The sequence below is a fragment of the Streptococcus cristatus genome (genome assembly GCF_003943515.1).
Taxonomy (GTDB): Bacteria; Bacillota; Bacilli; order Lactobacillales; family Streptococcaceae; genus Streptococcus; species Streptococcus cristatus_D.
Genome location: NZ_RJPT01000005.1, coordinates 92,083 through 118,540 on the forward strand (window position 1 = coordinate 92,083; position 26,458 = coordinate 118,540).

At 43.8% G+C, this 26,458-nt stretch carries 25 protein-coding genes and 1 tRNA gene; 21 read left to right on the forward strand and 5 right to left on the reverse strand.

Annotated elements, in window-relative coordinates; genetic code table 11:
- Positions 1–109 precede the first annotated feature (109 nt).
- From rexB to lepB, 8 genes are all read left to right on the forward strand, one after another.
- Complete coding sequence (rexB, locus tag D8791_RS06345) at positions 110–3,397, forward strand: ATP-dependent nuclease subunit B (RefSeq protein WP_125446746.1); 3,288 nt, start codon at positions 110–112, stop codon at positions 3,395–3,397.
- On the forward strand, positions 3,394–7,065 hold the full coding sequence (addA, locus tag D8791_RS06350) for a helicase-exonuclease AddAB subunit AddA (RefSeq protein WP_125446748.1): 3,672 nt from the start codon (positions 3,394–3,396) through the stop codon (positions 7,063–7,065). Before rexB ends, addA begins: the two co-directional genes overlap by 4 nt.
- Positions 7,066–7,205: 140 nt before the next feature.
- Complete coding sequence (locus D8791_RS06355) at positions 7,206–8,204, forward strand: LTA glycolipid anchor biosynthesis glycosyltransferase, IagA/BgsA family (RefSeq protein ID WP_125446751.1); 999 nt, start codon at positions 7,206–7,208, stop codon at positions 8,202–8,204.
- 1 nt (position 8,205) lies between these two features.
- On the forward strand, positions 8,206–9,519 hold the full coding sequence (locus D8791_RS06360; RefSeq protein ID WP_125446753.1) for a glycosyltransferase family 4 protein: 1,314 nt from the start codon (positions 8,206–8,208) through the stop codon (positions 9,517–9,519).
- Positions 9,520–9,555: 36 nt separating this feature from the next.
- Positions 9,556–9,921 carry a hypothetical protein gene (locus tag D8791_RS10645; RefSeq protein ID WP_125446755.1) on the forward strand — a complete coding sequence of 122 codons (366 nt, stop codon included), beginning with the start codon at positions 9,556–9,558 and terminating at the stop codon, positions 9,919–9,921.
- A gap of 266 nt (positions 9,922–10,187) precedes the next feature.
- On the forward strand, positions 10,188–10,805 hold the full coding sequence (locus D8791_RS06370) for an adenylate kinase family protein (RefSeq protein ID WP_260473511.1): 618 nt from the start codon (positions 10,188–10,190) through the stop codon (positions 10,803–10,805).
- An 18-nt stretch (positions 10,806–10,823) separates the two neighbouring features.
- Positions 10,824–12,773, forward strand: a complete 1,950-nt coding sequence (gene thrS / locus D8791_RS06375) for a threonine--tRNA ligase (RefSeq protein WP_125446759.1) — start codon at positions 10,824–10,826, stop codon at positions 12,771–12,773.
- Positions 12,774–12,925: 152 nt separating this feature from the next.
- Entirely contained in the window at positions 12,926–13,483 is a 558-nt protein-coding gene (lepB, locus tag D8791_RS06380; RefSeq protein WP_125446761.1) for a signal peptidase I, read from the forward strand.
- A gap of 26 nt (positions 13,484–13,509) precedes the next feature.
- Here the strand turns inward: lepB and D8791_RS06385 are convergent, their stop codons facing one another.
- From D8791_RS06385 to murT, 3 genes are read right to left on the reverse strand one after another with little or no spacing between them, the layout of a single operon-like run.
- A complete protein-coding gene (locus D8791_RS06385) occupies positions 13,510–13,767 on the reverse strand; it encodes a LapA family protein (RefSeq protein WP_125446763.1) in 258 nt (85 codons plus the stop codon).
- 14 nt (positions 13,768–13,781) lie between these two features.
- On the reverse strand, positions 13,782–14,567 hold the full coding sequence (gene gatD / locus D8791_RS06390; RefSeq protein ID WP_125446765.1) for a lipid II isoglutaminyl synthase subunit GatD: 786 nt from the start codon (positions 14,565–14,567) through the stop codon (positions 13,782–13,784).
- Positions 14,567–15,910, reverse strand: a complete 1,344-nt coding sequence (murT, locus tag D8791_RS06395) for a lipid II isoglutaminyl synthase subunit MurT (RefSeq protein WP_125446767.1) — start codon at positions 15,908–15,910, stop codon at positions 14,567–14,569. Before murT ends, gatD begins: the two co-directional genes overlap by 1 nt.
- A 107-nt stretch (positions 15,911–16,017) precedes the next feature.
- Between murT and cdaA the strand changes: the two genes are divergently transcribed.
- From cdaA to D8791_RS06425, 6 genes are all read left to right on the forward strand, one after another.
- The gene (gene cdaA, locus D8791_RS06400) at positions 16,018–16,875 is read left to right on the forward strand and encodes a diadenylate cyclase CdaA (RefSeq protein WP_125446769.1); all 858 of its coding nucleotides are present in this window, start codon (positions 16,018–16,020) and stop codon (positions 16,873–16,875) included.
- The gene (locus tag D8791_RS06405) at positions 16,862–17,611 is read left to right on the forward strand and encodes a CdaR family protein (protein ID WP_048763687.1); all 750 of its coding nucleotides are present in this window, start codon (positions 16,862–16,864) and stop codon (positions 17,609–17,611) included. Before cdaA ends, D8791_RS06405 begins: the two co-directional genes overlap by 14 nt.
- Positions 17,612–17,640: 29 nt before the next feature.
- Positions 17,641–18,993, forward strand: coding sequence for a phosphoglucosamine mutase (glmM, locus tag D8791_RS06410; protein WP_125446771.1), 1,353 nt, complete (start codon positions 17,641–17,643; stop codon positions 18,991–18,993).
- A gap of 195 nt (positions 18,994–19,188) precedes the next feature.
- Complete coding sequence (locus D8791_RS06415) at positions 19,189–19,317, forward strand: DUF4044 domain-containing protein (RefSeq protein WP_065426516.1); 129 nt, start codon at positions 19,189–19,191, stop codon at positions 19,315–19,317.
- Between the two features lie 52 nt (positions 19,318–19,369).
- Positions 19,370–20,680 (forward strand): GTPase ObgE, encoded by a 1,311-nt coding sequence (gene obgE, locus D8791_RS06420; RefSeq protein ID WP_125446773.1) that lies wholly within the window; start codon positions 19,370–19,372, stop codon positions 20,678–20,680.
- 11 nt (positions 20,681–20,691) lie between these two features.
- A complete protein-coding gene (locus tag D8791_RS06425; protein WP_125387654.1) occupies positions 20,692–20,847 on the forward strand; it encodes a hypothetical protein in 156 nt (51 codons plus the stop codon).
- A 158-nt stretch (positions 20,848–21,005) separates the two neighbouring features.
- Here D8791_RS06425 and D8791_RS06430 read toward each other — a convergent pair whose 3' ends face one another.
- The gene (locus tag D8791_RS06430) at positions 21,006–21,248 is read right to left on the reverse strand and encodes a type B 50S ribosomal protein L31 (protein WP_048763695.1); all 243 of its coding nucleotides are present in this window, start codon (positions 21,246–21,248) and stop codon (positions 21,006–21,008) included.
- 105 nt (positions 21,249–21,353) lie between these two features.
- Positions 21,354–22,289, reverse strand: coding sequence for a DHH family phosphoesterase (locus D8791_RS06435; RefSeq protein WP_125446775.1), 936 nt, complete (start codon positions 22,287–22,289; stop codon positions 21,354–21,356).
- 105 nt (positions 22,290–22,394) lie between these two features.
- Here D8791_RS06435 and D8791_RS06440 point away from each other — a divergent pair, with 105 nt between their 5' ends.
- The 7 genes from D8791_RS06440 to D8791_RS06470 all read left to right on the forward strand — a co-directional run bounded on the left by D8791_RS06440 (position 22,395) and on the right by D8791_RS06470 (position 26,150).
- A complete protein-coding gene (locus tag D8791_RS06440; protein ID WP_125446777.1) occupies positions 22,395–22,835 on the forward strand; it encodes a flavodoxin in 441 nt (146 codons plus the stop codon).
- 123 nt (positions 22,836–22,958) lie between these two features.
- Positions 22,959–24,341, forward strand: coding sequence for a Fe-S cluster assembly protein SufB (gene sufB / locus D8791_RS06445; RefSeq protein WP_125446779.1), 1,383 nt, complete (start codon positions 22,959–22,961; stop codon positions 24,339–24,341).
- A gap of 270 nt (positions 24,342–24,611) precedes the next feature.
- Entirely contained in the window at positions 24,612–24,878 is a 267-nt protein-coding gene (locus D8791_RS06450) for a chorismate mutase (protein ID WP_125446781.1), read from the forward strand.
- Positions 24,875–25,249 carry a fluoride efflux transporter CrcB gene (gene crcB / locus D8791_RS06455; RefSeq protein WP_125446783.1) on the forward strand — a complete coding sequence of 125 codons (375 nt, stop codon included), beginning with the start codon at positions 24,875–24,877 and terminating at the stop codon, positions 25,247–25,249. Before D8791_RS06450 ends, crcB (D8791_RS06455) begins: the two co-directional genes overlap by 4 nt.
- Complete coding sequence (crcB, locus tag D8791_RS06460; RefSeq protein ID WP_185760567.1) at positions 25,246–25,572, forward strand: fluoride efflux transporter CrcB; 327 nt, start codon at positions 25,246–25,248, stop codon at positions 25,570–25,572. The genes crcB (D8791_RS06455) and crcB (D8791_RS06460) overlap by 4 nt, the downstream gene beginning before the upstream one ends.
- Before the next feature lie 118 nt (positions 25,573–25,690).
- Positions 25,691–26,038 carry a 50S ribosomal protein L19 gene (gene rplS, locus D8791_RS06465; protein WP_005590628.1) on the forward strand — a complete coding sequence of 116 codons (348 nt, stop codon included), beginning with the start codon at positions 25,691–25,693 and terminating at the stop codon, positions 26,036–26,038.
- 40 nt (positions 26,039–26,078) lie between these two features.
- A tRNA-Arg gene (locus D8791_RS06470) sits at positions 26,079–26,150 on the forward strand.
- Positions 26,151–26,458: the final 308 nt, after the last annotated feature.

The following is a 26,458-nucleotide window of genomic DNA, read 5'->3' on the forward strand; positions in this document are numbered from 1 at the left end:
AATCAGACACGAAAAGTCTCGCTTCGGCGGGGCTTTTTCTTTTTGAGAAAGCCTTTTTCTCGCAAACATGATATAATGTTTTTATATTTTGTTGTTGAAAAGAGACGGTATGAAATTACTTTATACGGACATCCGCAGTCCTTTGACGGCGCATTTGGCTAAGCAAGCTCAGGACTTAGCAGCGGATGGCAAGCGGGTCTTTTATATAGCTCCCAACTCGCTTTCTTTTGAAAAGGAGAGAGCAGTTTTGGAGGCATTAGAAAATCACGCTTCTTTTGCTATTACGGTGACACGTTTTGCTCAGATGGCTCGCTATTTTGTCCTTAATGATGTTCAAGATGGACAGCCCTTGGACGACATTGGTCTAGGTATGCTATTTTATCGGATTTTATCGGAAATGGATGACCGAGAACTAAAGGTTTATGGGCGGATCAAGAAGGATGCGCAATTTATCCAGCAACTGCTAGACCTTTATCATGAGCTTCAGACAGCTCAGATGACTTTTGCGGATTTGGGCCATCTAGAAGAGCCAGAGAAGCGCGAGGATTTGCTCAAAATTTTCACGGCCTTTTCTGCTGCTCTACAGGCAGGAAATTATGATGCGACCTCTAAACTCACGATTTTTGCCCAGCATATTCTAGCTGGAGATTTGGATGGGGAATTGGCTAATCTTGCACTGGTTATCGATGGCTTTACCCGCTTCTCAGCAGAGGAGGAATATCTAGTAGATCTGCTGCATCGCAAGGGAGTGGAGATTGTCATTGGCGTTTATGCTAGCCAAAAAGCCTACCAAACAGCTTTTCGCGAGGGTAATCTTTATCAGGCTAGTGTAGATTTTCTGCTCAAGCTGGCTCAAACTTATGAGGTCAAGCCAGAGTGTCTAGCGGGAGATTCGACTCAGTCGGATGATGTCTTTGGCAAGATTTCCAAGATTTTAGAGAGTCGCTATGATTTTTCTGAAACCCATGTGGAATTGACCGAAGCTGACCGCTCTCACTTAGAGATTTGGTCGGTTCGTAATCAAAAAGAAGAACTAGAGTATGTGGCTAAGTCCATTCGTCAGCGGCTCCATGATGGTGCTCGCTACAAGGATATCCGGCTGCTTTTGGGTGATGTGGAAGCCTACCAACTCCAACTGAAGACCATTTTTGACCAGTATCAGATTCCCTTTTATTTGGGGCGGTCTGAGTCTATGTCCCAGCATCCTTTGGTCCAGTTTTTAGAGTCACTGGAGCGCTTGAAACGCTATAATCTTCAGACAGAAGATTTACTCAATCTTTTAAAAACCGGCCTTTATGGTAGATTGCGTCAGGAGGAGCTGGATAGTTTTGAGCAATACCTTCGCTTTGCGGAAATTAAAGGAGCAGCCAAGCTGGGGAGAGATTTCACCATTAACCGTCAGGAGAAATTTGACCTGAAGCGGCTCAATGTCATGCGTCGCAGTCTTATCACGCCTCTGTTAGACTTTTTCAAATCTCGCAGTCAGACAGCGACTGGTCTCTTGGCTAAATTTACCAACTTTATCAAAGAAGTTCGCTTGGATGCCAATTTGACTGGTCTGCTGGAAGATGCAAGTCAGCAGGAAGTAGAGCGGCAGGAGGAAGTCTGGAAGACCTTTTGCCATGTCTTAGAGCAGCTTGCTCAGGTGTTTGATGGTAGCAAGCTCAAGATCGATGATTTTCTGGCTCTGATTCTGTCTGGCATGCTTCTGGCCAAGTACCGAGTTGTACCAGCGACAGTGGATGTGGTGACGGTTCAGTCTTACGATTTGATTGAACCCATGGCAGCGCCTTATGTCTATGCTATCGGATTGACGCAGGAGCGCTTGCCTAAGTTAGCGCAAAATAAAAGTCTACTCAGTGACGAGGAACGTCAGGCCTTAAACCAAGCAACTGGGGACGAGGCTGAGTTGCAGGTAGCTAGCAGTGAAAATCTCAAGAAAAACCGCTTTGCCGCCCTATCTTTACTCAATTCAGCGACAGAAGATTTGGTTCTGTCTGCTCCTGTTTTGATCAATGAAGTAGAAGATGCCATGTCTTCCTATCTGACAGAGCTGGAAATAGCGCCTATCTCTCTACCCATCATCAGCAAGCAATCACAGGCTAGCAGTGACGATATTGGGACTTATCGGACTCTGCTGGCGCGCGTGATTGACCTCTATCAGGAAGATATTGACCGAGAATGGACACCGGAGGAGCAGACTTTTTGGGCAGTGGCCATCCGAGTCTTGCGTAAGAAATTGGCGGCTGAGGGGATTTCCATTCCCCAGATCAGTAAGGAATTGAAGACAGAGCCTCTCAAGTCGGAAACCCTCAAAGCACTTTATCCTTCAGAGCAGCCTTTGAAACTATCAGCTTCTGCCCTCAATGAATATTTTAAAAACCAGTATGCCTATTTCCTTAAGTATGTTTTGCGGTTGCAGGAGGAGTGGACAATTCAGCCGGATGCGCGCAGTCACGGGATTTTCCTCCACCGAATCTTTGAAAAGGTTATGCAGGAACACTTGGAGCAGGACTTCGATACTCGCTTGCAGCAGGCTATGGAGGAGACTAGCTGGGAGGCTGAGTTTGAAGCGGTCTATGGTGAAAATGGCGAGACCCAGTTCGCCCGTCGTTTGCTATTGGACACGGCTCGGGCTACTGGCCGTATCTTGGCTCAGTCGGATGGGCTGGAGGTCATCGGTAAGGAGACTGACTTTGGTCGGGATGATCGGCCTTTCTTGCTTTTGGACAATGGCAGAGTGCTTCAGGTGAGCGGCAAGGTGGACCGGATTGATCGTTTGACGGAGACAGGGAGTCTGGGAGTTGTGGATTACAAGTCTGGCGATACCAAATTCAGCTTTGAGAAGTTCTTTAATGGGCTTAACTCTCAGCTGCCGACCTACCTAGCGGCTATCCGAAAAATGCCAGAATACCACGAGGAAAAGGGAACTTTCGGAGCCATGTACCTACAGATGACGGAGCCCCTAGCCAGCCTCAAGGAGACCAAGGCACTGGACGAGGCTGTGAAACAAGTCATGAAAAGTCAGGTTTACAAAGGCCTCTTTCTGGCTGATCAGGCCAAGGACTTGAGCGCTAACTACGAGAAAAGCAAGGTCAATCTGCTAACTAAGGAAGAATTGGAAGTGATTTTGGCTTATAATACCTATCTCTATCAGCAAGCAGCAGAAGGTATTTTAGCTGGTCGTTTTGCCATCAATCCTTATACAGAAAATGGGTGTAGTATTGCCCCTTACGTGGACCAGTTTAAGGCCATTACAGGCTTTGAGGCCAATCTCCATCTGGGGCAGGCTAGACAGCTGACCAAGTTAAACCTGGACCAGTATGATAAACGGCCGACAGGCGAGAAGCTGCGTCAAGCCTGGATAGAAAAAATCAAGGAGGAGTTGGACAAATGAGACGGATTCCCTTTTTAAACGAGCAGGATATCCTAGTCAAGCAAGCTGAGGAAGCTGCCTCTGACAAGCCACAAAAGCGCACACCAGAGCAGATTCAGGCCATCTACTCCTCTGGTCAGAATATTCTCGTCTCAGCTTCGGCTGGATCTGGTAAGACCTATGTCATGGTTCAACGGATCATTGACCAGATTCTCAGAGGTGTGGAGGTTAGCCAACTCTTCATCTCCACCTTTACTGTCAAGGCGGCAGGTGAGCTCAAGGAGCGGCTGGAGAAGGAGTTGAGTCTGGTGCTCAAGGAGGCTTCAGATCAGGAGCTCCGCCAGCATCTTGCCCAGCAGTTGGCTGAGATTGCCAATGCAGATATTGGTACCATGGATGCTTTTACCCAGAAAGTAGTCAACAAGTACGGCTACTTGCTGGGACTAGCACCGCATTTTCGGATCTTACAGTCGGCCAGTGAGCAGCTCATTCTGCAAAATGAAGTATTTGACCAGCTTTTCGATACCTACTATGAGAGTGATCAGCAGGAATTATTCAGTCGCTTGGTCAAAAATTTCACTGGTAAGCGCAAGGACATTTCTGGCTTCCGCCAGCAGATTTATAGTATTTATAGTTTTCTCCAGTCTACCAGCAATCCGCGAAAATGGTTGGAAGAGACCTTTCTTCTAGGATATGAAACCAGTGATTTTGGAGCAGAGCGGGAGCGAATTCTCTCTGAGGCTAGGCAGTCTTTGCTGGATTTGGAAGATTTTCTCCAGAGCCATTTGGCTCATGAAGGTCAGGCCTTTGCTGGGGCTAAGTATCAGGAAAATATTCAGGCAGCCTTAGATATCTTGGCTGAGCTGACAGAGCAGACTGGATCTGAACAGTTGCTAGACTTGATTCAGCGCTTTTTAGAATTGGCCAAGACCTCTAACCATCAGGCTTTTACTGCCCGAGTTGGTAAGAATGCGGACGAACTTAAAAAAGAGCTGGCTCAGACCTATAATGAAGCCCGCAAGCCCTTGATGGAGCGAATTAAAGAGCTGGATTTCCGCCTCTATCATCTGAATTTTATGGAGCAGCATCAGGCTGAATCTCTTCCTCTACTGGATTTGTTACGCGATTTTGTCCGAGATTTCTCGCAAGCTTATTTGGAGCGTAAGGTAGCGGAAAATGCCTTTGGATTTGGCGATATCAGTCACTTTGCAATTGAGATTTTAGAAAATTATCCAGAAGTACGACATTTTTATCAGGATAAGTACCATGAGGTGATGGTCGATGAGTACCAAGACACTAACCATACTCAGGAGCGAATGCTGGAATTGCTGGCTCGAGGAAATAATCGCTTTATGGTCGGCGACATTAAGCAGTCCATCTATCGATTTCGCCAGGCCGATCCGCAGATTTTTAACGATAAATTTAAACTCTATCAGGCCGATCCTAGTCAGGGCAAGCTGATTATTCTCAAGGAAAATTTCCGCAGTCACATCGAGGTGCTGGAAGCGACCAATGATGTCTTTAAACGGCTTATGGACGAGGAAGTCGGTGAGATTGACTACAATGAGACCCACTATCTGGTGGCAGGAAATCCAGCCAAACGGGAGCCTAATCCAGCCAATCAGGCGGAATTTCTCCTTTATGACGGTAGCGCTGATAGCGAAGAAGAGGATTCTGACCAAGGTCTGCCCAGCATTTCAGCTGGTGAAGTAGCCTTGGTAATTAAGGAAATCATCCGCCTTCATAATCAAGAAGGGGTGGATTTCAAGGACATGACCTTGCTGACAGCTTCGCGGACCCGCAATGATCTGATTTTGGCAGAGTTTGACCGGCATCATATCCCGATTGTGCCTGATGATGGGGAGACTAATTATCTTCAGTCGGTAGAGGTTATGGTGATGCTGGATACCTTGCGGACCATTAACAATCCTCTCAATGACTATGCCTTGACGGCTCTCCTAAAGTCGCCAATGTTTGACTTTGATGAGGACGAATTGGCTCGGCTAGCCTTGCAAGCCTCCAGTACCAAGTCTATGGAAAATCTCTACGAAAAGCTGAGGAATGCTCTGGCTGATCAAGGTCTAGAACCGCAGCTCATCCAAGGTGAATTGCGCAAGAAACTGCAGCACTTTCAAGCAACTCTGGATGACTGGCGCAGCTATTCCAAGACCCATTCTCTCTATGATTTAATCTGGAAGATTTATCAGGATCGTTTTTACTACGATATGGTGGGGGCTCTGCCCAACGGTGAACAGCGTCAGGCCAATCTCTATGCCTTGTCCTTGCGGGCCAACGACTATGAAAAGTCGAGTTTCAAGGGGCTATCCCGCTTTATCAGCATGATTGACCGAATTTTGAAAAATGAGCACGATTTGGCCAGTGTCCCTCTAGCTGCTCCGAAAAATGCTGTCCAGCTAATGACTATCCATAAGAGTAAGGGTTTAGAGTTTAAGTATGTCTTTCTGCTCAATATGGACAAGGCTTTCAATCGTCAGGATAGCAGCTCTGCTATTATCCTCAGCCGACAAAAAGGCATCGGAATCAAATATGTGGCCGATGTAGTCGTTGAGGCTCAGGATCTTCATGCGCCCAAGCAACTGCTTATTTCCATGGAGACCCTACCTTATCAGCAGAATGCCGAAGAACTCAAGCTGGCTAGCCTGTCTGAGCAGATGCGTCTGCTCTATGTGGCCATGACGCGGGCTGAAACCAAGCTCTATCTGGTCGGCAAGGGCAAGCAAGCTAAGCTCCAAGAGCGCAAGTGGGGGACTAGTCAAAACGGTCGCTTATCTAGTGATCTTCGAAGCCAGCTGACCAATTTTCAGGATTGGCTCTATGCTATTCAGTCAGTGTTTGAAAAGGAAAATCTGGCTTATCAAACTCGCTTTGTGACTGATCAGGAGCTGACAGACGAGCAGATTGGCGTAGTGGAGCAGACTGATCCAATTCCGGTAGATGATTTGACTGGCAACCGTCAGTCAGAGGATATTCGCCGAGCTCTGGATATCTTGGAGAATGTAGATCGGATCAACAGCCTCTATCAAGCAGCTATTGAATTGCCTAGTGTCCGCACACCTAGTCAAATCAAGAAGTTCTATGAGCCAGTTATGGACTCAGAAGGCCTGGACATTATGGATGCGCCTCGAAGCTATCAGCCCCAGCTGACTTTTGATTTACCTGACTTTGGCAAGAAGAAGCAAATCACAGGAGTTCAAATCGGCTCTGCTGTCCATGAGCTCATGCAACGGATTCCTCTGGATCAGCCTGTCACTAAGACCAGCATTCGCCAAGCCTTGACTCAGGTTCAGTCAGATGTGGCAGTTAAGAAAGAGATTGATTTGACTAAGATTGAGGCCTTTTTCGCTACAGAACTGGGTCAGCTAATCCAGCAGCAGGCCAATCATCTCCATCGTGAAGCACCTTTTGCCATGCTCAAGCAGGATCCAGCCAGTGGTCAAGACTTTGTTGTTCGGGGAATCTTGGATGGCTACCTGGTCTTTGATGACCGTATTGTCCTCTTTGACTATAAGACTGACCGCTATCATGAGCCGACAGACTTGGTGGAGCGCTACCGAGCTCAACTGGATCTCTATGTCGAAGCCCTCAGTCGTTCCTATTGTCTTAGCCAAGTAGACAAGTATTTGATTCTACTGGGAGGAGCAGAGCTGCAGGTGGTCAAGGTGGACTAGTCTGATTGGAAACTGATTAGAGTTCCACTAAGAAAGGATATTGCTACAGGAAATGCTTTTGGGAAGGTTGAGTGCATTATTTAACTGCCAATCTTCCCTTGGCGTTTCTTTTTTTGCTTCTTTTGGGTATAATAGAAGATATGAAAGTATTACTATATCTAGAAGGAAAGTCTGTTTTAGAAAAGTCAGGCATCGGCCGTGCCTTGCAGCATCAAATGCATGCATTGGATCTGGCAGGAATTCCTTATACAACGGATGTTTTGGGAGATTATGATGTCGTGCACATCAACACTTACGGACCTCGTAGTTTGCTTCTTCTTCACGCGGCTAAGCGGGGAGGCAAAAAAGTGATCATGCACGGACATTCGACCAAAGAAGACTTTGAAAACTCTTTTATTGGCTCCAATCTTTTTGCGCCCTTGTTTGGTAAATATCTAGCGCACATGTATAAAATGGCGGATTTTATCATTACTCCGTCTGAGTATTCAAAAAAATTGATTCAATCCTACGGTGTGACGACGCCCATTATGGCTGTCTCAAACGGCATTGACCTGTCGAAATACAAGAAAGATGAACGCAAGGAAGAAGTCTTTAAAAAACATTTTCAGATTGCAGATGGGCAGAAAGTCGTAATCTGTGCCGGCCTTTATTTCAGACGAAAAGGAATCGAAGACTTTGTCGAAGTAGCTCGTAGAATGCCAGATGTCCGCTTTATCTGGCTGGGTTCTATCAATCTCTGGCTTATTCCGCGCAAAATTCGAGATCTTGTCCTCTATAATCATCCAGAAAACGTAGAATTTCCGGGTTATTTCAAAGGTGCAGTCTTCCAAGGAGCTATGTCAGGCAGCGATGCCTTCTTTTTCCCGTCTTATGAAGAGACTGAAGGGATTGTAGTCTTAGAAGCGCTGGCCAGCGGCCAACACGTAGTTCTGCGTGATATTCCTGTTTATAATGGCTGGATTGATGAGGAGTCGGCGGAGCTTTGTCATAATGTAGATGAGTTTGTCGAATCGCTTCGTAAGGTTCTTGATGGAAAAGTGGACAAACGTGAAGCAGGTTATCGTGTTGCGGAGAGTCGCTCCATTGATGACGTCGCGCTTCAGTTAGTCAAGGCTTACCAAACAGTTTTGGAGATGTGATATGCGGATTGGTCTTTTTACAGATACCTATTTTCCTCAGGTTTCCGGGGTGGCGACGAGCATTCGCACCCTCAAGACTGAGCTAGAGAAACTAGGTCACAAAGTCTTTATTTTTACTACGACGGACAAGGATGTCAACCGCTATGAAGATTGGCAGATTATCCGTATTCCCAGCGTGCCTTTCTTCGCTTTTAAGGATCGGCGCGTGGCTTATCGTGGCTTTTCCAATGCTTTGGAAATTGCCCGCCAGTATCAGCTGGATATCATCCATACTCAGACAGAGTTTTCGCTGGGTCTTTTGGGCATCTGGATTGCCAAGGAACTGCGGATTCCAGTGGTTCACACCTACCATACCCAATATGAGGACTATGTGCACTATCTTGCCAAGGGCATGGTCATTCGCCCAAGTATGGTCAAGTACATCGTGCGTGGCTTTATGAGCGATTTGGATGGTGTCATTTGTCCATCTGAGATTGTCTATGATCTATTGGTCGGCTACAAAATCAAGGCGGAAAAACGGGTTATTCCGACAGGAATCGACTTGGCCAAGTTTGACCGCCCAGAACTCTCACGGGAAGACATCAAGAAACTGCGCTTTAAGCTGGGCATAGCAGAAGACGAAATCATGCTGCTCAGTTTATCCAGAATTTCCTACGAGAAAAATATCCAGGCGATTGTTGAAGCACTGCCAATGGTTCTGGAAGAAAATGCCAAGGTGAAGTTGGTCATTGTTGGAGATGGGCCTTATGCTGAGGACTTAAAAGCCTTGGTAGCCCAGCTTCATATTGAGGATTCAGTCATTTTTACAGGGATGATTGCGCCGAGTGATACGGCTCTCTACTATAAGGCGGCAGATTTCTTTATCTCAGCCTCAACCAGCGAGACGCAGGGGCTGACTTATCTGGAAAGTCTAGCCAGTGGTACGCCCATCATCGCCCATGGCAATCCCTATCTGGATAATGTAATCAGCGATAAAACCTTTGGTACGCTTTATTATGAAAGTCGAGATTTAGCAGGAGCTATTTTGGAGGCCATTTTGGCAACGCCAGATATGGACGAGAAAAAGCTAGCCGATAAATTATACGAGATTTCCGCCGAGAATTTTGGTCGTCGTGTCTATGAATTCTATCTAGATTTAACCATTAGCAAGGATTTTCATAATGATCTCAATCCAGAAGAAACGATGGCCAAACGCTTGGCCAAGACCATTGTCTATTTGCCAGGAAAAATCATGTCACTGCCGGTAAACAGCTCAACTAGGATGATAAAAGCCTCTAAGAAGCAAATAAAGAATATTCGGAAATATTGGGAATAAACTTTCTCATAAGGCCTAATGAACGGAGGTGCTCTTATGAAAGTCCATAAAAAAGAAATTTTCTTTTTGCTCCCCCTTTTCTTTTTCTATTTTGTCTTTTATATACTGTTACGATATTTGCCTATGGATTCCATCTTAAGTAAGGGGCTAGTAGTTGGAAATGTTCTCATCTACTCTCCTCTGGCGACCCTGTTGGTATCCCTGCTCTATGCAGCTTTTTATGGGTTTTCTCTGCGCTTTTCTTTCTTGGTTGCTTTCTTATTTTTCCTGACTATTTTCACCTTTGGGGAGTGGATTCCTCTTTATCATGCCGCCTATTTCCTATGCTCACTAGCTGGAAATGGTTTAGGACACTTGATTTATCTATTTAGTAGGAAAAATAGCAGAGCTGAAAACCAATAAAAGTTCTTGCAAATTTTTTCAATCGTGCTATAATAATTTTTAGAGACATATCACCTGCAGAAAATCTTTTAGAGAGCGCGTGGAGCTGGAAATCGCGTAGAGGATGCAGTTGGGACTACTCTACTGGCTTTTATGAAAACATAAAACGGTGGCTACGTTAGAGCCAATCAGAGGTGTAGGTCTTTTTGACTTGCATAAATGAAGGTGGAACCACGTTGCGACGTCCTTTCGAGGATGTCGTTTTTATTTTGTCAGAAGGAGGAAGAATGATGCTTTATATGATTGGCGGATCGCCTTGTAGTGGGAAGTCAACAATTGCTTCACTTCTTGCTAGACAGTATCAATTACTTCATATCAAACTGGATGATTTGGTAGACGAGATGATGAGTCAAGCAAGTGCAGACTCACAGCCAATTTGCCTTCTTAGACAGGATAGAAGTCCAGAACAAATCTGGATGAGAAGTCCAGAAGAGATGGCAGATGAAGAATGTCGCTTTTATGAAGAGATTTTTCCTTATGTGAAATCTTACTTGATAAAAAATCAAGATAGACCTCTATTGGTGGAGGGGGCAGGACTTTTGCCTCACTTGGTAAAGGAGCTTGAATGTCCAGCGTCTTCCTATCTATGCTTGACTCCAACAGCCGATTTTCAGAAAAAGCACTATAGACAGAGAGAATGGGTTCCTTATGTTTTAGAGGGAACAACCAATCCTGAGCAAGCTTTTGAAAACTGGATGCAACGAGACATTCTTTTTGCCCAAATGGTTCGGCAGGAAGCGATGAAATTAGGCTATCCTAGCCTTATAACAGATGGTAGTCAGTCAGAAAATCAGACTGTGGAAGAAGTTGCTCGGCTCTTAAAATTGTCCAAAAAAATAGAATAAATATTTAAGGAGAAAACCATGATTAAGATTACTTTCCCAGATGGCGCTGTTCGTGAATTCGAGGCTGGCGTTACAACTTTTGAAATTGCCCAATCTATAAGCAATTCCCTAGCTAAAAAGGCCTTGGCTGGTAAATTCAATGGCAAACTGATTGATACGACTCGTGCCATCACTGAAGATGGTGCTATTGAAATCGTGACACCTGATCACGAAGATGCTCTGCCAATCTTGCGCCACTCAGCTGCTCACTTGTTTGCTCAAGCAGCTCGCCGCCTTTTTCCAGACATTCATCTAGGGGTTGGCCCAGCCATCGAAGATGGTTTCTACTACGATACGGACAATCAAGCTGGCCAAATCTCAAACGAAGACCTGCCTCGTATCGAAGAAGAAATGAAGAAGATCGTCAAAGAAAACTTCCCATCCATCCGTGAGGAAGTGTCCAAGGATGAGGCACGTAAAATTTTCCAAAATGACCCTTACAAGTTGGAATTGATTGAAGAGCACTCAGAAGATGAGGGTGGTTTGACCATCTACCGTCAAGGCGAATATGTAGACCTCTGCCGTGGACCTCACGTTCCTTCAACAGGTCGCATCCAAATCTTCCACCTTCTCCATGTAGCAGGTGCTTACTGGCGTGGAAATAGCGACAATGCGATGATGCAACGTATCTACGGTACAGCTTGGTTTGACAAAAAAGACTTGAAGAACTACCTTCAAATGCGTGAAGAAGCCAAAGAACGTGACCACCGCAAACTTGGTAAAGAGCTTGACCTCTTCATGATTTCACAAGAAGTCGGACAAGGACTTCCATTCTGGTTGCCAAATGGGGCGACTATTCGTCGTGAATTGGAACGCTACATTGTCGACAAGGAGTTGGCTTCTGGCTACCAACACGTCTACACTCCACCACTTGCTTCAGTAGAACTTTACAAGACTTCTGGTCACTGGGATCATTACCAAGAGGACATGTTCCCAACTATGGACATGGGTGACGGGGAAGAATTTGTTCTTCGTCCAATGAACTGCCCACACCACATCCAGGTCTACAAACACCATGTTCACTCATACCGTGAATTGCCAATCCGTATCGCCGAGATCGGTATGATGCACCGCTATGAGAAATCTGGTGCCCTAACTGGTCTTCAACGTGTGCGTGAAATGTCTCTCAACGACGGTCACCTCTTTGTTACTCCAGAACAAATCCAAGAAGAATTCCAACGTGCCCTTCAGTTGATTATTGATGTCTATGAAGACTTCAACTTGACTGAATACCGCTTCCGTCTCTCTCTTCGTGACCCTCAAGATACTCATAAGTACTTTGACAATGATGAAATGTGGGAAAATGCCCAAACCATGCTTCGTGCAGCGCTTGATGAAATGGGCGTAGACTATTTTGAAGCCGAAGGTGAAGCTGCCTTCTATGGTCCGAAACTCGATATCCAAGTGAAGACCGCCCTAGGAAAAGAAGAAACTCTTTCTACGATACAGCTCGATTTCTTGTTGCCAGAACGCTTTGATCTCAAATACATCGGAGCTGATGGCGAAGAGCACCGTCCAGTTATGATCCACCGTGGGGTTATCTCAACTATGGAACGCTTCACAGCTATCTTGATTGAGAACTACAAGGGTGCCTTCCCAACATGGCTTGCACCACATCAAGTAACCCTCATCCCAGTATCTAACGAAAAACACGTGGACTACGCATGGGAAGTGGCTAAGAAACTCCGTGACCGCGGTGTCCGTGCTGATGTGGATGAGCGCAATGAAAAAATGCAGTTCAAGATTCGTGCGTCACAAACCAGCAAGATTCCTTACCAATTGATCGTTGGGGACAAGGAAATGGAAGATGGAACTGTCAATGTTCGCCGCTATGGCCAAAAAGAAACACAAACTGTCTCAGTTGATGACTTTGTTCAAGCTATCTTAGCTGATATCGCTAACAAATCACGCGTGACTAAAGAAGATTAAAATAAAAAAGGCAAATTCGATTGAGGGAGCTCCTCAATAGGCTTTGCCTTTTCATTTTTTACAATTTTGTTAAACGTAATCCTCTCTCATCTCTGTGTTTTGTCTAATCCCATGAAAAATGATATAATAGAACAAAAGGACAGGGGAGAGAGATGTTAAAGAGAGATTTACTGAGAAATATTATCATTGTGACGGTATTTATTGCCATTCTGGTGGGGCTACGCTTGTTTGTCTATACACCTTATCGTATCACCAAGCAAGATGCCAATTCTTTCTTAGCGGAAAATGATTTGGTCTTGGCGGATAAGACAGCCAAGCTTGCTCGTGGGGAATTTGCCCTCTATGAGGTCGATGGAAAAGAGTATGTCGGCCGTGTCATTGCTAAGGAAAATGACAAGGTAACCTATATGGATAACTTGCTGTATCTGAACAATCAGGTACAATCAGAGCAATATATCGAAAAGATGCGAGAGAAATATCTGGCTTCGGCTGCCAGCACGGGTTATTATACCCACGATTTTTCTGTTGTTGACTTAAAAGGAGCGACTTCTGATACCATCCCTAAAAATTCTTTTCTCATCTTGAATGATCGACGGGAAAATACGAAAGACAGTCGAGAATTTGGTCTGATCAAAAAGGAGCAGATTAAGGGAATTATAGAATTCCGTATCTCTCCTTTAGATAAATTTGGTTTTGTTGAAACGAAGTAGTAAAAAACTAGGCTGGAAATTCCAACCTAGTTTTCTTTTTGAGATGTTTTAAGACTTTCTTTGGTTTTCTTAAGCTCTTTTTTCAGCGAGAAGTTTTTAGATATGCTGATGAGAAAGGTTGTAATAGAGCCTAGGAGGACAGAGACCAGAATCAAAATGATTAAGGGAAGTTTAAAGCTGAAGAGGATAAAACTAACATTGACGCTCTGCATATTGGCCAAGGAAATACTGGCTACCAATAGAATGGTAATTAAAAGCAGGATATAATGCAATTTTTCTTTCATAATGATTCTCCTAATTATTCAAATTCAGCCTTGCTCTTGACATCGCCGTACTCTTCTTGAGTTTCTTGGGCTAGGATGTCCTCATAGGCTGACAGTTCAATGGCAGAGCCATACTTATTTTTCAGAGCGGTGGTCACCAGACGGTAGGCCAGATTCGCATTGCGAGACAAGATGGGACCATGGAAGTAGGAACCAAAGACATTCTTATAGTGGACGCCTTCGTTGCCGTCTTCCTGATTATTACCATTTCCATAGACGACCTTGCCCAGCGGTTTTTCATCGTCAGAGAGGAAGGTGCGCCCTTGGTGGTTTTCAAAGCCGTAGTAGGTTTCATCAAATTCTTCGTTATAAATCTTGATGTCACCGATATAGCGATTCTTGACTTGGTTGAGAGTGTAGTGTCCCATGATGCCCAGACCTTCGATTCGTCGACCAGAAGCTTCAATATAGTATTGACCCAAGAGTTGGAAACCGCCACAGATAGCTAGCACAACGCCGTTGTCATGGATAAAGTTTTCCAAGGCATCTTTTTTAGCTGGCAGGTCACGAGCCACGATCGTTTGCTCATAGTCTTGACCTCCGCCAAAGAAGACGATGTCGTAGCTATCCTTGTCAAAGTCATCTTCTAGAGAAACGATATCAACCTCAACCCTAGCACCTAGCTTTTCAGCTACATACTTGAGCATAAGGACATTACCGTTGTCGCCATAGGTATTCATAAGGTCGCCGTAGAGATGAGCGATTTTTAAGTCATAGTGATAATCCTGGTTTGCAGGAGAAACGAGGGATCTATAAACCATTAGTTCATCTCCTTTCTGATTACTTGTCGTTCTGCCAGCAACTCGCGGAATTCCAGCATAGCGGTATAAGTAGCTAGAATATAGGCATGTTTGGTTTCTTGCTCTTCAATCATCTTAAAGACTGCTTCCAAATCTTTGACTTCAGTAATCTGATCTGCTGGATAGCCAGTCACCCGCAGTCGACGAGCAATCTCAGAATGGCGGATTCCGCCTGCAAGGACCTGAGGAATATCCATCTCTAAAATTTTCTCAAAATCAGCATCCCAGATCCAGCTGGTATCAATGCCGTCTGCATAGTTGGCATTGAGCAGGACAGATAGGCTAAAGTCAAAAGGTGCCAGCTCAATCATTTCCAAGGCTTGGGTCGCACCGACTGGATTTTTGATCAAGACTAAAGTACATTCCTTATCGCCAATTTTGAAAGTTTCCTGACGACCAAAGACAGCCCGGCTCTTGTCAAAGCCAGTCTTGATGGTAGCTGGCTCGACTCCGAAGAACTGAGCAACTGACACAGCGGCCAAGGCATTATAGATATTGTAGAGACCACCGATATTGATCTGATAGTCTTGTCCATCAATGGTAAAGGCAGAGCGATTGTGCTCAAGTGCTTTGAGAGCGGTCAGACTGTAGTCTAGCTTAGGGCGCTTGAAACCACAGTCCTCACAGATGTAAGCTCCCAGATTTGCATAAGTATTGAGCTCGTACTTGAGGATATGCTCGCACTTAGGACAGAGGATACCCTCAGTATTGTAGTGGGCTAGCTTAGGTTGGCTTTTCTCCGTGTCAAATCCATAGTAGCGGACAGGATTCTTCAGGCTGACCGAGTTAAAGAGCGGGCTGTCACCATTCATCAGTACAGTCGCTTCAGGTACTTTAGCTGCAGCATCCAGAATCATCTGGTAGGTCGTGTAGATCTCACCATAGCGGTCCATTTGGTCACGGAAAATGTTGGTAAAGACGAAGAGGCTAGGCTTGATATAATCACAAATCCGAGATAGGCTGGCTTCATCTATTTCCAGCACTGCGATATGTTTGCCAGATTTGCCTTTTTTAGCAGTCAGGAAGGTTGTCGTAATCCCGGTAATCATATTGGCGCCGCTGGGATTGGTCACTACTTCTCCGAAAGCTTCCTTGAGAATGCCCACTGTCAAAGCTGTAGTCAGAGTTTTTCCGTTGGTTCCTGTAATGACCACGACTTCGTAGTTCTTGGCCAAGTTTTGCAAAATATTTTTATCAAATGTGAGGGCAACTTTTCCTGGCAGAGTCGAGCCACGTCCCATTTTGCTGAGAACAAAGTGGGAGGACTTGCCTGCTAGGAGGCCCAATGCTGTATTTATCTTCATAAGAAATATTTTATCATAAAAAAGTAAAGAAGGTTACAGAAAAATATCCTTAAAAGTGATATAATGGTTGAGAACTGTTTGTTTTTGACTGGGAGGGCCACTATGCAATGAACTTTCAACAATTAACCAATCTCCAATACTGGTCTAATGTATTCAGTAATCCTTGGAATATTTTAATCAACATTATTGATATTGCTTTAGTTACCTGGATTTTATATCATTTTACTAAAGCAATTGCCGGGACCAAAATTATGATTCTGGTTCGGGGAGTGCTCTTCTTCATCTTGGCACAGTTTTTAGCGAATATCATTGGTTTGACGACCATTTCATGGTTGATCAATCAGGTTATTACCTACGGAGTCATTGCGGCAGTGGTGATTTTCTCGCCTGAGATTCGGACTGGTCTTGAAAAGCTGGGTAGAGCAACTGAGATTTTTTCAGCCACGCCAGTCAGCAGTGAGGAGAAATTGATTCAAGCCTTTGTTAAGGCAGTAGCTTACATGAGTCCGCGTAAGATCGGTGCTTTGGTAGCTATTCAGGGCGCTCGAACATTGCAGGAATACATTGCAACGGGAATCCCACTGGATGCGGATATCTCTGGGGAACTGTTGATCAATATTTTCATTCCTAATACGCCTCTTCATGATGGGGCAGTTATTATCAAAGATAATAAGATCGCTGCCTCTTGTGCCTATTTGCCGCTTACAGAAAGCACAGGTATTTCCAAGGAATTTGGGACTCGTCACCGGGCTGCGATTGGCCTTTCAGAAGTTTCAGATGCCTTTACTTTTGTCGTGTCTGAGGAGACAGGCGGTATTTCTACGACACATAATGGAGTCTTCAAGCATGATTTGAGTTTGAGCGAGTTCGAATCACAACTGCGGGAAGTTCTCTTATCAGACAAGCATGAGAAAATGAGCCTAAAGAATCGTATCCTAGGAGGATGGAAGAATGAAACAAAGTAAAAAAATTCTCTATATTATTTCCTCCTTATTTTTTGCTTTGGTTTTGTTTATTTATGCGACGTCTAGTAGTTTTCAAAATAGTATCAGCATTCGCCAAGTGACTTCGGAAACTTATAGTAATACGATTTCTAATGTCCCGATTGATATCAAGTATGATAGCGAACGGTACTTCATTAGCGGCTTTACTTCCGAGGCTAGCGTTGTTTTGACGGGTTCTAATAGAGTGGCTTTAAGTAGCGAAATGCAGGAAAGTACACGGAAGTTCCATGTGGTAGCGGATTTATCTAATGCATCAGAAGGAACAGTCGAAGTGCAGCTGAAAGTCGAAAATCTACCTAGTGGTCTGTCTGCTACGGTTAATCCGCAAAAAATTTCAGTCAAGATAGGTAAAAAAGCAAGCAAGAAAGTGCCAGTGAAGTATCTCATCACAGGCAGTCAGGTTGCAGAAGATATTTCTATCACAAATGTGAGCTTGGAGCACGAAGAAGTCACAGTGACAAGCGATGAAGAAACTTTGGAAAAAGTTAATCATGTCGCAGCAGTCTTACCAAGCAATGTCACTATTTCAGGAAATTATAGTGGAGCAGCTTCCTTGCAGGCCATGGATGCCAATGGGAATGTTTTGCCAAGTGTTGTGACACCGTTTGAAACAACGATGAAAGTTACGACCAAAACGACACATTCGAATTCGTCAAGCTCAAAATCGAGCTCAAGTTCGAATTCATCTAGTAAATAAATGCAAGATTTGAAAGGAAAATTTTAAAAATGGGTAAATATTTTGGAACCGATGGTGTTCGTGGAGAAGCTAATGTGGAATTAACGCCGGAATTGGCCTTTAAACTGGGCCGTTTTGGTGGATATGTTCTGAGCCAACACGAAAGTGAAGTTCCTCGGGTATTTGTTGGCCGTGATACACGTATTTCGGGAGAAATGTTGGAGAGTGCCTTGATTGCAGGTCTGCTTTCTGTTGGGATTCACGTCTACAAACTTGGTGTGATCGCTACTCCGGGTGTTGCCTACTTGGTCAAATCCGAAAAAGCTAGTGCGGGTGTCATGATTTCAGCTAGTCACAATCCTGCTCTCGATAATGGCATCAAATTCTTTGGTGGCGATGGTTATAAACTGGATGATGAACGCGAACTTGAAATCGAAGCTTTGCTGGACGCAGCAGAAGATACCCTTCCACGTCCCAGTGCTGAGGGCTTAGGGAAAGTCGTGGACTATCCTGAAGGCTTGCGTAAGTACCAACAATATATCGTTTCAACTGGTTTAGATCTTGAAGGAATGCACGTTGCCCTTGATACAGCAAATGGCGCTGCTTCAACTAGTGCCCGTCAAATTTTTGCTGATTTGGGTGCCCAGCTGACCGTTATCGGAGAAAATCCAGATGGCCTCAACATTAACTTAAATGTAGGCTCTACTCATCCAGAAGGCTTACAAGAAACAGTCCGTGAATCAGGGGCGGCGATTGGTCTCGCTTTTGATGGCGATAGTGACCGTTTGATTGCTGTTGATGAAAATGGCGATATTGTAGATGGTGATAAGATTATGTACATCATCGGCAAGTATCTGTCTGAAAAAGGCCAATTGGCTCAAAATACAATTGTGACTACGGTTATGTCCAACCTTGGTTTCCACAAAGCCTTGGAGCGTGAAGGCATCAATAAAGTAGTGACTGCTGTCGGGGACCGCTATGTGGTAGAAGAAATGCGCAAGAACGGTTATAATCTAGGCGGCGAGCAATCTGGACATGTCATTATCATGGATTATAATACCACTGGTGATGGTCAATTGTCAGCGGTGCAATTAACCAAAGTGATGAAAGAAACTGGTAAGAGTTTGTCTGAACTTGCATCAGAAGTGACCATTTACCCACAAAAATTGGTTAATATTCGTGTCGAAAATGCCATGAAAGATAAGTCAATGGAAGTTCCTGCTATCAGAGACATTATTGAAAAAATGGAAACTGAAATGGCAGGAAATGGCCGCATCCTTGTCCGCCCAAGTGGAACAGAACCGCTTCTGCGTGTCATGGCTGAAGCGCCAACTCACGAAGAAGTGGACTACTATGTGGATACAATTGCGGATGTCGTCCGTGCTGAAATTGGTATCGAATAAAAGTCAAAAGATTGGAGAAGTCTCCTATTTGGAGTGAGCTCTTCAATCTTTTTAAATTATTTTCATAAATATCCTTTAGAATTCTTTGGCTAATAGAGCAAAATCTCTCTTTTTCTTTTTCATCTCGTAAATATTTGAAAAAGTATGCTAATCGTGTTAAAATATAGGGAGTAATCTAGGAATTGAGGTAATAAAGTGGCTTTTGGAGATAACGGACAACGTAAAAAAACTGGATTTGAAAAATTGACAATGCTGGTCGTGGTAATCATGTTACTTGTAACCATTGGTGCAATTTTTGCACAAGCTATTGGCGTAATCTTCTAATCCTAAACGCTGCAAGGCGTTTTTTTAGAGTAAAAAAGAAGCGAGAATTTATATGAGTATGTTTTTAGATACAGCCAAGATTCAGGTCAAGGCTGGCAAGGGCGGCGATGGCATGGTAGCTTTTCGCCGAGAAAAATATGTACCCAATGGCGGACCTTGGGGCGGCGATGGTGGTCGTGGTGGTGATGTGATTTTTGTCGTGGATGAAGGACTGCGTACCTTGATGGATTTCCGTTACAACCGTCATTTCAAGGCTCAATCAGGTGAAAAAGGAATGACTAAGGGAATGCATGGTCGAGGAGCGGAGGATTTGATTGTCCGTGTACCACAGGGGACGACCGTTCGTGATGCTGAAACTGGCAAGGTCATTACGGATTTGATTGAGCATGGTCAACGATTTATCGTGGCGCATGGTGGTCGTGGCGGTCGTGGCAATATTCGCTTTGCTACACCTAAAAATCCTGCTCCGGAAATTTCTGAAAATGGGGAGCCTGGTCAGGAAAGAGAATTACTGCTGGAGCTAAAAGTACTAGCCGATGTTGGTCTGGTCGGTTTTCCTTCAGTTGGGAAATCAACCCTTCTGAGTGTGATTACATCAGCCAAGCCGAAAATTGGAGCTTATCACTTTACCACGATTGTTCCTAATCTGGGCATGGTTCGGACTCAGTCTGGGGAATCTTTTGCTGTAGCCGATCTGCCAGGGTTGATCGAAGGAGCCAGTCAGGGCGTGGGTCTAGGAACCCAGTTTCTTCGACATATCGAGCGGACACGGGTCATTTTGCACGTTATTGATATGTCTGCCAGTGAGGGTCGCGATCCTTATGAAGATTACCTTGCAATCAATAAAGAACTAGAATCCTATAATTTGCGCTTGATGGAACGGCCGCAGATCATTGTAGCCAATAAGATGGATATGCCTGACAGTGCAAAAAACTTGAAAGAATTCAAGCAAAAACTGGCTGCCAACTATGATGAATTTGAAGAGTTGCCGCAGATTTTCCCTATTTCTAGCCTGACCAAGCAGGGGCTTGCCACGCTCTTGGATGCGACAGCTGAGCTACTGGATAAGACATCTGAGTTTCTACTTTATGAAGAATCCGATATGGAAGACGAGGCTTATTATGGCTTTGATGAAGAAGCACCAGCCTTCGAAATCTCCCGTGATGATGATGCTACATGGGTACTTTCAGGTGATAAACTAGAAAAACTCTTTACAATGACTAACTTTGACCGTGATGAGTCCATCATGAAATTCTCTCGTCAGTTGCGCGGTATGGGTGTTGATGAAGCACTTCGTGCGCGTGGTGCCAAGGATGGAGACTTGGTGCGCATCGGTAAGTTTGAGTTTGAATTTGTTGACTAAGGAGATATGTAATGGGTGACAAACCAATATCTTTTCGAGACGAAAATGGCAACTTTGTCTCAGCAGCAGATGTTTGGAATGCAAAAAAGCTGGAAGAACTCTTTAACCGTCTAAATCCAAATCGCAAACTTCGCCTTGAGCGCGAAAAATTGAAAGAAGATCAATAATTGAAACCAATCCTTTTAGATGAAGGAATGAGTGACAGTAGTCATGCTGCCTCATTCCAGATTTCGAAGGATTTTCTATTGGAAAAAACAAAAAAAGCCAAATCCGATTTCTCGGAAATGGCTTTGTATCAACATTCTTTTTAATGTCAATACAGTTCTTATTTGAGACCGTATTTTTTGTTGAAACGATCCACACGTCCATCTGCTTGAGTGAACTTTTGACGTCCAGTGTAGAATGGGTGTGAGTCTGATGAAATTTCGACACGGATCAATGGGTAAGTTTCACCTTCGAATTCAACAGTTTCGTTTGAACGTTTAGTTGAACCGCTAAGGAACTTGTAGCCAGTAGTAGTGTCCATAAATACAACTTGACGGTATTCTGGGTGAATGTCTTTTCTCATTTTAAAAAAATCCTTTCTGCCATGGACTCTTTGCGAGCCATAGATTAGTTACTTTGATAGTTTATCAAATTCTAAATGATTTGACAAGTCTTTTGGATGATTTTCTTACTTTTTTGCTCTTTCTTTTAATTTTTGATAAATCAAATCCACTTCATCTTTGGAATAAGCATTGGCACCGCTGGCAAGTGGGTGGCCACCTCCATCATGTTGTTTGGCAATTTCATTGATTGGAGTAAATTTACTGCGCATCCGCACACGATAATGGCCGTCAGGCTGTTCGACAAAGATGGCCCACATCTGGACATCTTCGATCCGTCCGGGTGCAGCTACAATAGCTGAAGTATCAGCATCCGTCAGCTGATTTTCTTTCAATAATTGCTGTGATAGGATGACACGCGCAGCACCATTTTCATCCACTTCCAGATTATCGTATACATAACCTTGGAGTTTGGCAACTTGATGGGTGATGGAGTCCATTTTTCGAGATAGCTCTGAGAAATTAAAAGCATATTGGCGAAGTTTTCCAGCTACCTCAAATGTGCGTGCAGTAGTCGCTGGATAGAGGAAGCGCCCTGTATCTCCAACAATGCCAGCATAGAGGAGTTTAGCGATATAGTCATTTACTTCTAAGTGATTCTCGAAAGCAAAAAGAGCGATAATTTCGCTCGTGCTACTGGCATCTGTATCAACCAGCAGCAAATCTCCGTAGGCATCATCGTTGGGATGATGGTCGATTTTAATCAAAAAGTCGCCTGTACTGTAGCGCTGATCATCAATGCGGGGAGTGTTGGCTGTATCGCACACGATTACCAAGGCCTGCTCGTAGTCCGCATCTGTCACCTCATCCATCTTTGCTAGCCAAGTAAGACTAGGCTCGTTGTAACCTGTGACTTTGATGGATTTTTCAGGAAAGTTGAGCTGGAGAAGTTTTTGTAAGCCGACTTGACTGCCAATTGCATCTGGGTCGGGGCGCATGTGGCGGTGGATGATAATTTTATCGTATTCCTTAATTATTTTCAGAATTTTACTATAGATACTCATTGTGAACCTCTTAAACTTTCTCTAGTTATTGTAGCACAAGAATTTTTATTTTTAAAATAAAAAAGATGTGTTATAATGAATGAAGATTATAATTTGGAGGGAACTATGACCTTAGCGAAAATTGTATTTGCCAGTATGACTGGAAACACCGAGGAAATTGCCGATATTGTGGCGGATAAGCTAAGAGAACTAGATGTAGAAGTTGAAGTGGACGAGTGTACCACTGTTGATGCAGAAGATTTCTTGGAAGCGGATATTACGATTGTAGCGACCTATACCTACGGTGACGGTGAGCTGCCGGATGAAATGATGGACTTCTACGAAGACTTATCTGGATTGGACTTGTCTGGCAAGGTCTATGGAGTGGTTGGTTCAGGCGATACTTTTTATGATGAATTCTGCAAGGCTGTTGATGATTTTGATGCTATTTTTGCGGCTACAGGAGCAGTGAAAGGTTCAGAATGTGTCAAAGTAGATCTTTCTGCAGAAGAAGATGATATCGAGCGCTTGGAAGCATTTGCGGAAGAGTTGGTAAGTAAAGTTTAAAATGACAATATGGAGAGCGGCTGTAGCCGTTTTTCTTTTGTTAAAGTATTATTTTCTGACAATTCTCATGATTAGGAGTATAATATAAGTAAGCGTTATCCCTTAGATAAAGGAGGAATTTCTATGAAAGAACGCGACTATGCCTTTGGCTTTCATGATAATGCCAAGCCACTCTTTTCAACTGGTAAAGGTTTGACCGAAGAAGTAGTTCGAGAAATCTCAGAAATCAAGAATGAGCCCCAGTGGATGTTGGATTATCGCCTCCGCTCCTTGGAACTTTTTCATAAGTTACCCATGCCTAACTTTGGACCAGATTTATCAGGTATTCGCTTTGATGATATTATCTACTACCAGAAACTAAGCGGAGATCGGGCTCGCAGTTGGGATGAAGTCCCAGAGGAGATTAAGAAAACCTTTGACCGCTTGGGAATTCCAGAAGCCGAGAAGCAGTTCCTATCTGGAGCTGTGGCACAGTATGAATCTGAAGTGGTTTATCATAATATGAAGGAAGAGTTTGCCAAGCTGGGGATTATTTTCACCGATACGGATACGGCTGTGCAGGAATATCCAGACTTGGTCAAACAGTATTTTGGTACTGTGATTTCAAATGCTGAGCATAAATTTTCAGCGCTTAATAGTGCGGTTTGGTCTGGTGGAACCTTTATCTATGTGCCTAAGAATGTCCAGTGCCAAGTTCCTGTTCAGACCTATTTTCGTATCAACGGAGAAAATGCTGGCCAGTTTGAGCGTTCCTTGATGATTATCGAGGAGGGCGGCTCTATCCAGTATATCGAGGGCTGTACAGCACCGACTTACACAAGCAATAGCCTTCATGCGGCAAATGTCGAAATCATTGTCAAAAAGGATGCCTTTTTCCGCTATACGACCATTCAAAATTGGTCGGACAATGTCTATAACCTGGTAACGGAGCGGGGGATTGTTGAAGAAGGCGGCACCTTAGAGTGGATTGATGGGAACTTAGGCAGCAAGGTCAATATGAAATATCCCTGCAGCATTCTTAATGGTCGCAATGCAAGAACTTCTGTCCTCTCTATGTCTTTTGCTAACTATGGCCAGCACTTAGATGCTGGTTGTAAGGTTTTTCATAATGCGCCCAAGACTTCCAGTACCTTAATTTCTAAATCAGTGGCTAAGGATGGCGGCAAGACCGACTACCGTGGTCAGGTTCGCTTTGGGAAGAATAGCGCTGGCTCTAAATCTCATATCGAGTGCGATACCATTCTGATGGATGGTGAGTCTAGTTCTGATACCATTCCCTTTAATGAAATTCATAATTCCAATGTCGCGCTAGAGCATGAAGCCAAGGTTTCCAAAGTATCTGAGGACCAGCTCTACTACCTAATGAGCCGAGGAATAAGCGAAGAAGAAGCCACAGCTATGATTATCAACGGATTTATGGAACCCATTACCAAAGAACTTCCAATGGAATACGCCGTCGAACTCAACCAACTCATCAACATGAGTATGGAAGGCTCAGTTGGTTAAAAAGGTCCATTGGACCTTTTTAATCTGTGGATAAAAACTCGCTTTTGCGAGTTCTCCTTAATCCAAGGTTCGGGGAACCTTTTTAATCTGCAGCTAGAGACTCGCCCCTGTGAGTTCCCCTTAATTTAAGGTTGTTTTAGGTTGCAGATATATACTCGCTTTTGCGAGTTTTCTTTTAATTTAAAGTCCTTAGGACCTTTTTTATTTAGGATAAAACTAGAACATTTTACTATTTTTTGATATGATAGATAGAATATGAGGAGGAATGAGATGACGTTAGAAGAAATCAGACAGGAAATTGACCAAATAGATGATGCACTCGTTACCTTACTAGAGCAGCGCATGAATCTGGTTGGCCAAGTTGTGGCTGTTAAAAAATCAACTGGGAAGGCCGTCGCAGATCCTAAGCGAGAAGAAAGGATCTTTGCTGGAGTTGCGAGCAAGATTGAAAATAAGAACTATCAAGAAACGATTCTTGCGACCTTTGCGGACATCCTAAAGCATTCACGTGCTTTTCAGGAGAAGCAAATAAGATGAGTGAAGTAAAAAATTCTTTGGCAATCTTCCTAGCAGCGATGCTAGGCGGTTTACTCCGTTATCAATGCTCTTCCTTTTTCACATTCACGGGACATTTTCCTCTAGCGACACTTTTGGTCAACTATTTGGGAACTTTCTTCTTAGTCTATTTGGTTAAAGGCTATCTCAGTCGTAAGCAAGTTTCCAAGCGTTTTCTACTGGCTTTATCTACAGGTTTTTGTGGCGGATTGACGACTTTTTCTGGAGTTCTATTAGATTCGCTCAAATTGCTGGATTTAGGCCGTTATCCAGAATTGCTCCTATATCTTGCCTTGAGTATCGGCGGCAGCCTTTGTATTGCTTTATGGGCTGGAAGGAAGGTGACCGCATGATTTGGTTTTTGCTCATTGCTTGCGGTCTAGGAGCTCTTGTCCGTTACCTTTTTTCTAAGGTTAATAGCAGGGCTGCTCTGCCAGTAGGCACCTTGATGGCTAATGTACTGGGAGCCTTTTTGATTGGATATTTTTATAATCATATCCAAGATAAACAGCTGTATAGCATTTTGGCAACAGGTTTTTGTGGCGGTTTAACGACTCTTTNCACTTTTAATGCGGAACTAGCAGAGATGTTTTCAGAGAAGAAGAAGTTTAGCCTCTATTTAATGCTGACCTACTTTATAGGATTTTTAGCGATTCTTTTAGGAATTTTTATCTAAAAATCTTTACTTTTGCTAGAATTTTGATATAATATACTTTGTGCATAAATGGATGCACTAAAAAAACGGCTAATCCGCTGTTGTCTAGAACTACAAGATTAGTAAGATAGGAGAAAAAATGAATCCATTAATCCAAAGCTTGACTGAAGGTCAACTTCGCTCAGATATCCCTGCATTCCGTCCTGGTGACACTGTTCGCGTTCACGCGAAAGTTGTCGAAGGAACTCGCGAACGTATCCAGATCTTTGAAGGTGTCGTTATCGCTCGTAAAGGTGCTGGTATCTCAGAAAACTACACAGTTCGTAAAATCTCTAACGGTGTAGGTGTTGAACGTACTTTCCCAATCCACACTCCACGTGTTGACAAGATTGAAGTCGTTCGTTACGGTAAAGTTCGTCGTGCTAAATTGTACTACCTTCGTGCATTGCAAGGTAAGGCAGCGCGTATCAAAGAAATCCGTCGTTAATATCAGAAATGACTCTGTCACTTGGCAGAGTTTTTCTCTAGTCCCCTTAGTTCAATGGATATAACAACTCCCTCCTAAGGAGTAGTTGCTGGTTCGATTCCGGCAGGGGACATAAATATTAAAACTACGTTCAAATGAACGTAGTTTTTTTAGTGAATTTGTTGAAAACGCTTTGAATTCCGTTGCCTTTTTATAGAAATAAGAGTAAAATATAGTTATTATAGTAAATAAAAAGCACCGAATCGGTGCGCACTTTTTCAAGTTGAATACGGACTGAGCTTAAAAACCACTGCCTTATTTTAACTTGCTGTGTTGTTTCGAATAGTTCCAACAGTTTCATTGTACTATACTTATCAAAGATTATCAAGTAAAATGTAAATTATTTTACAGATCCGACAAAAGGATATTTTAAAGCTGTAA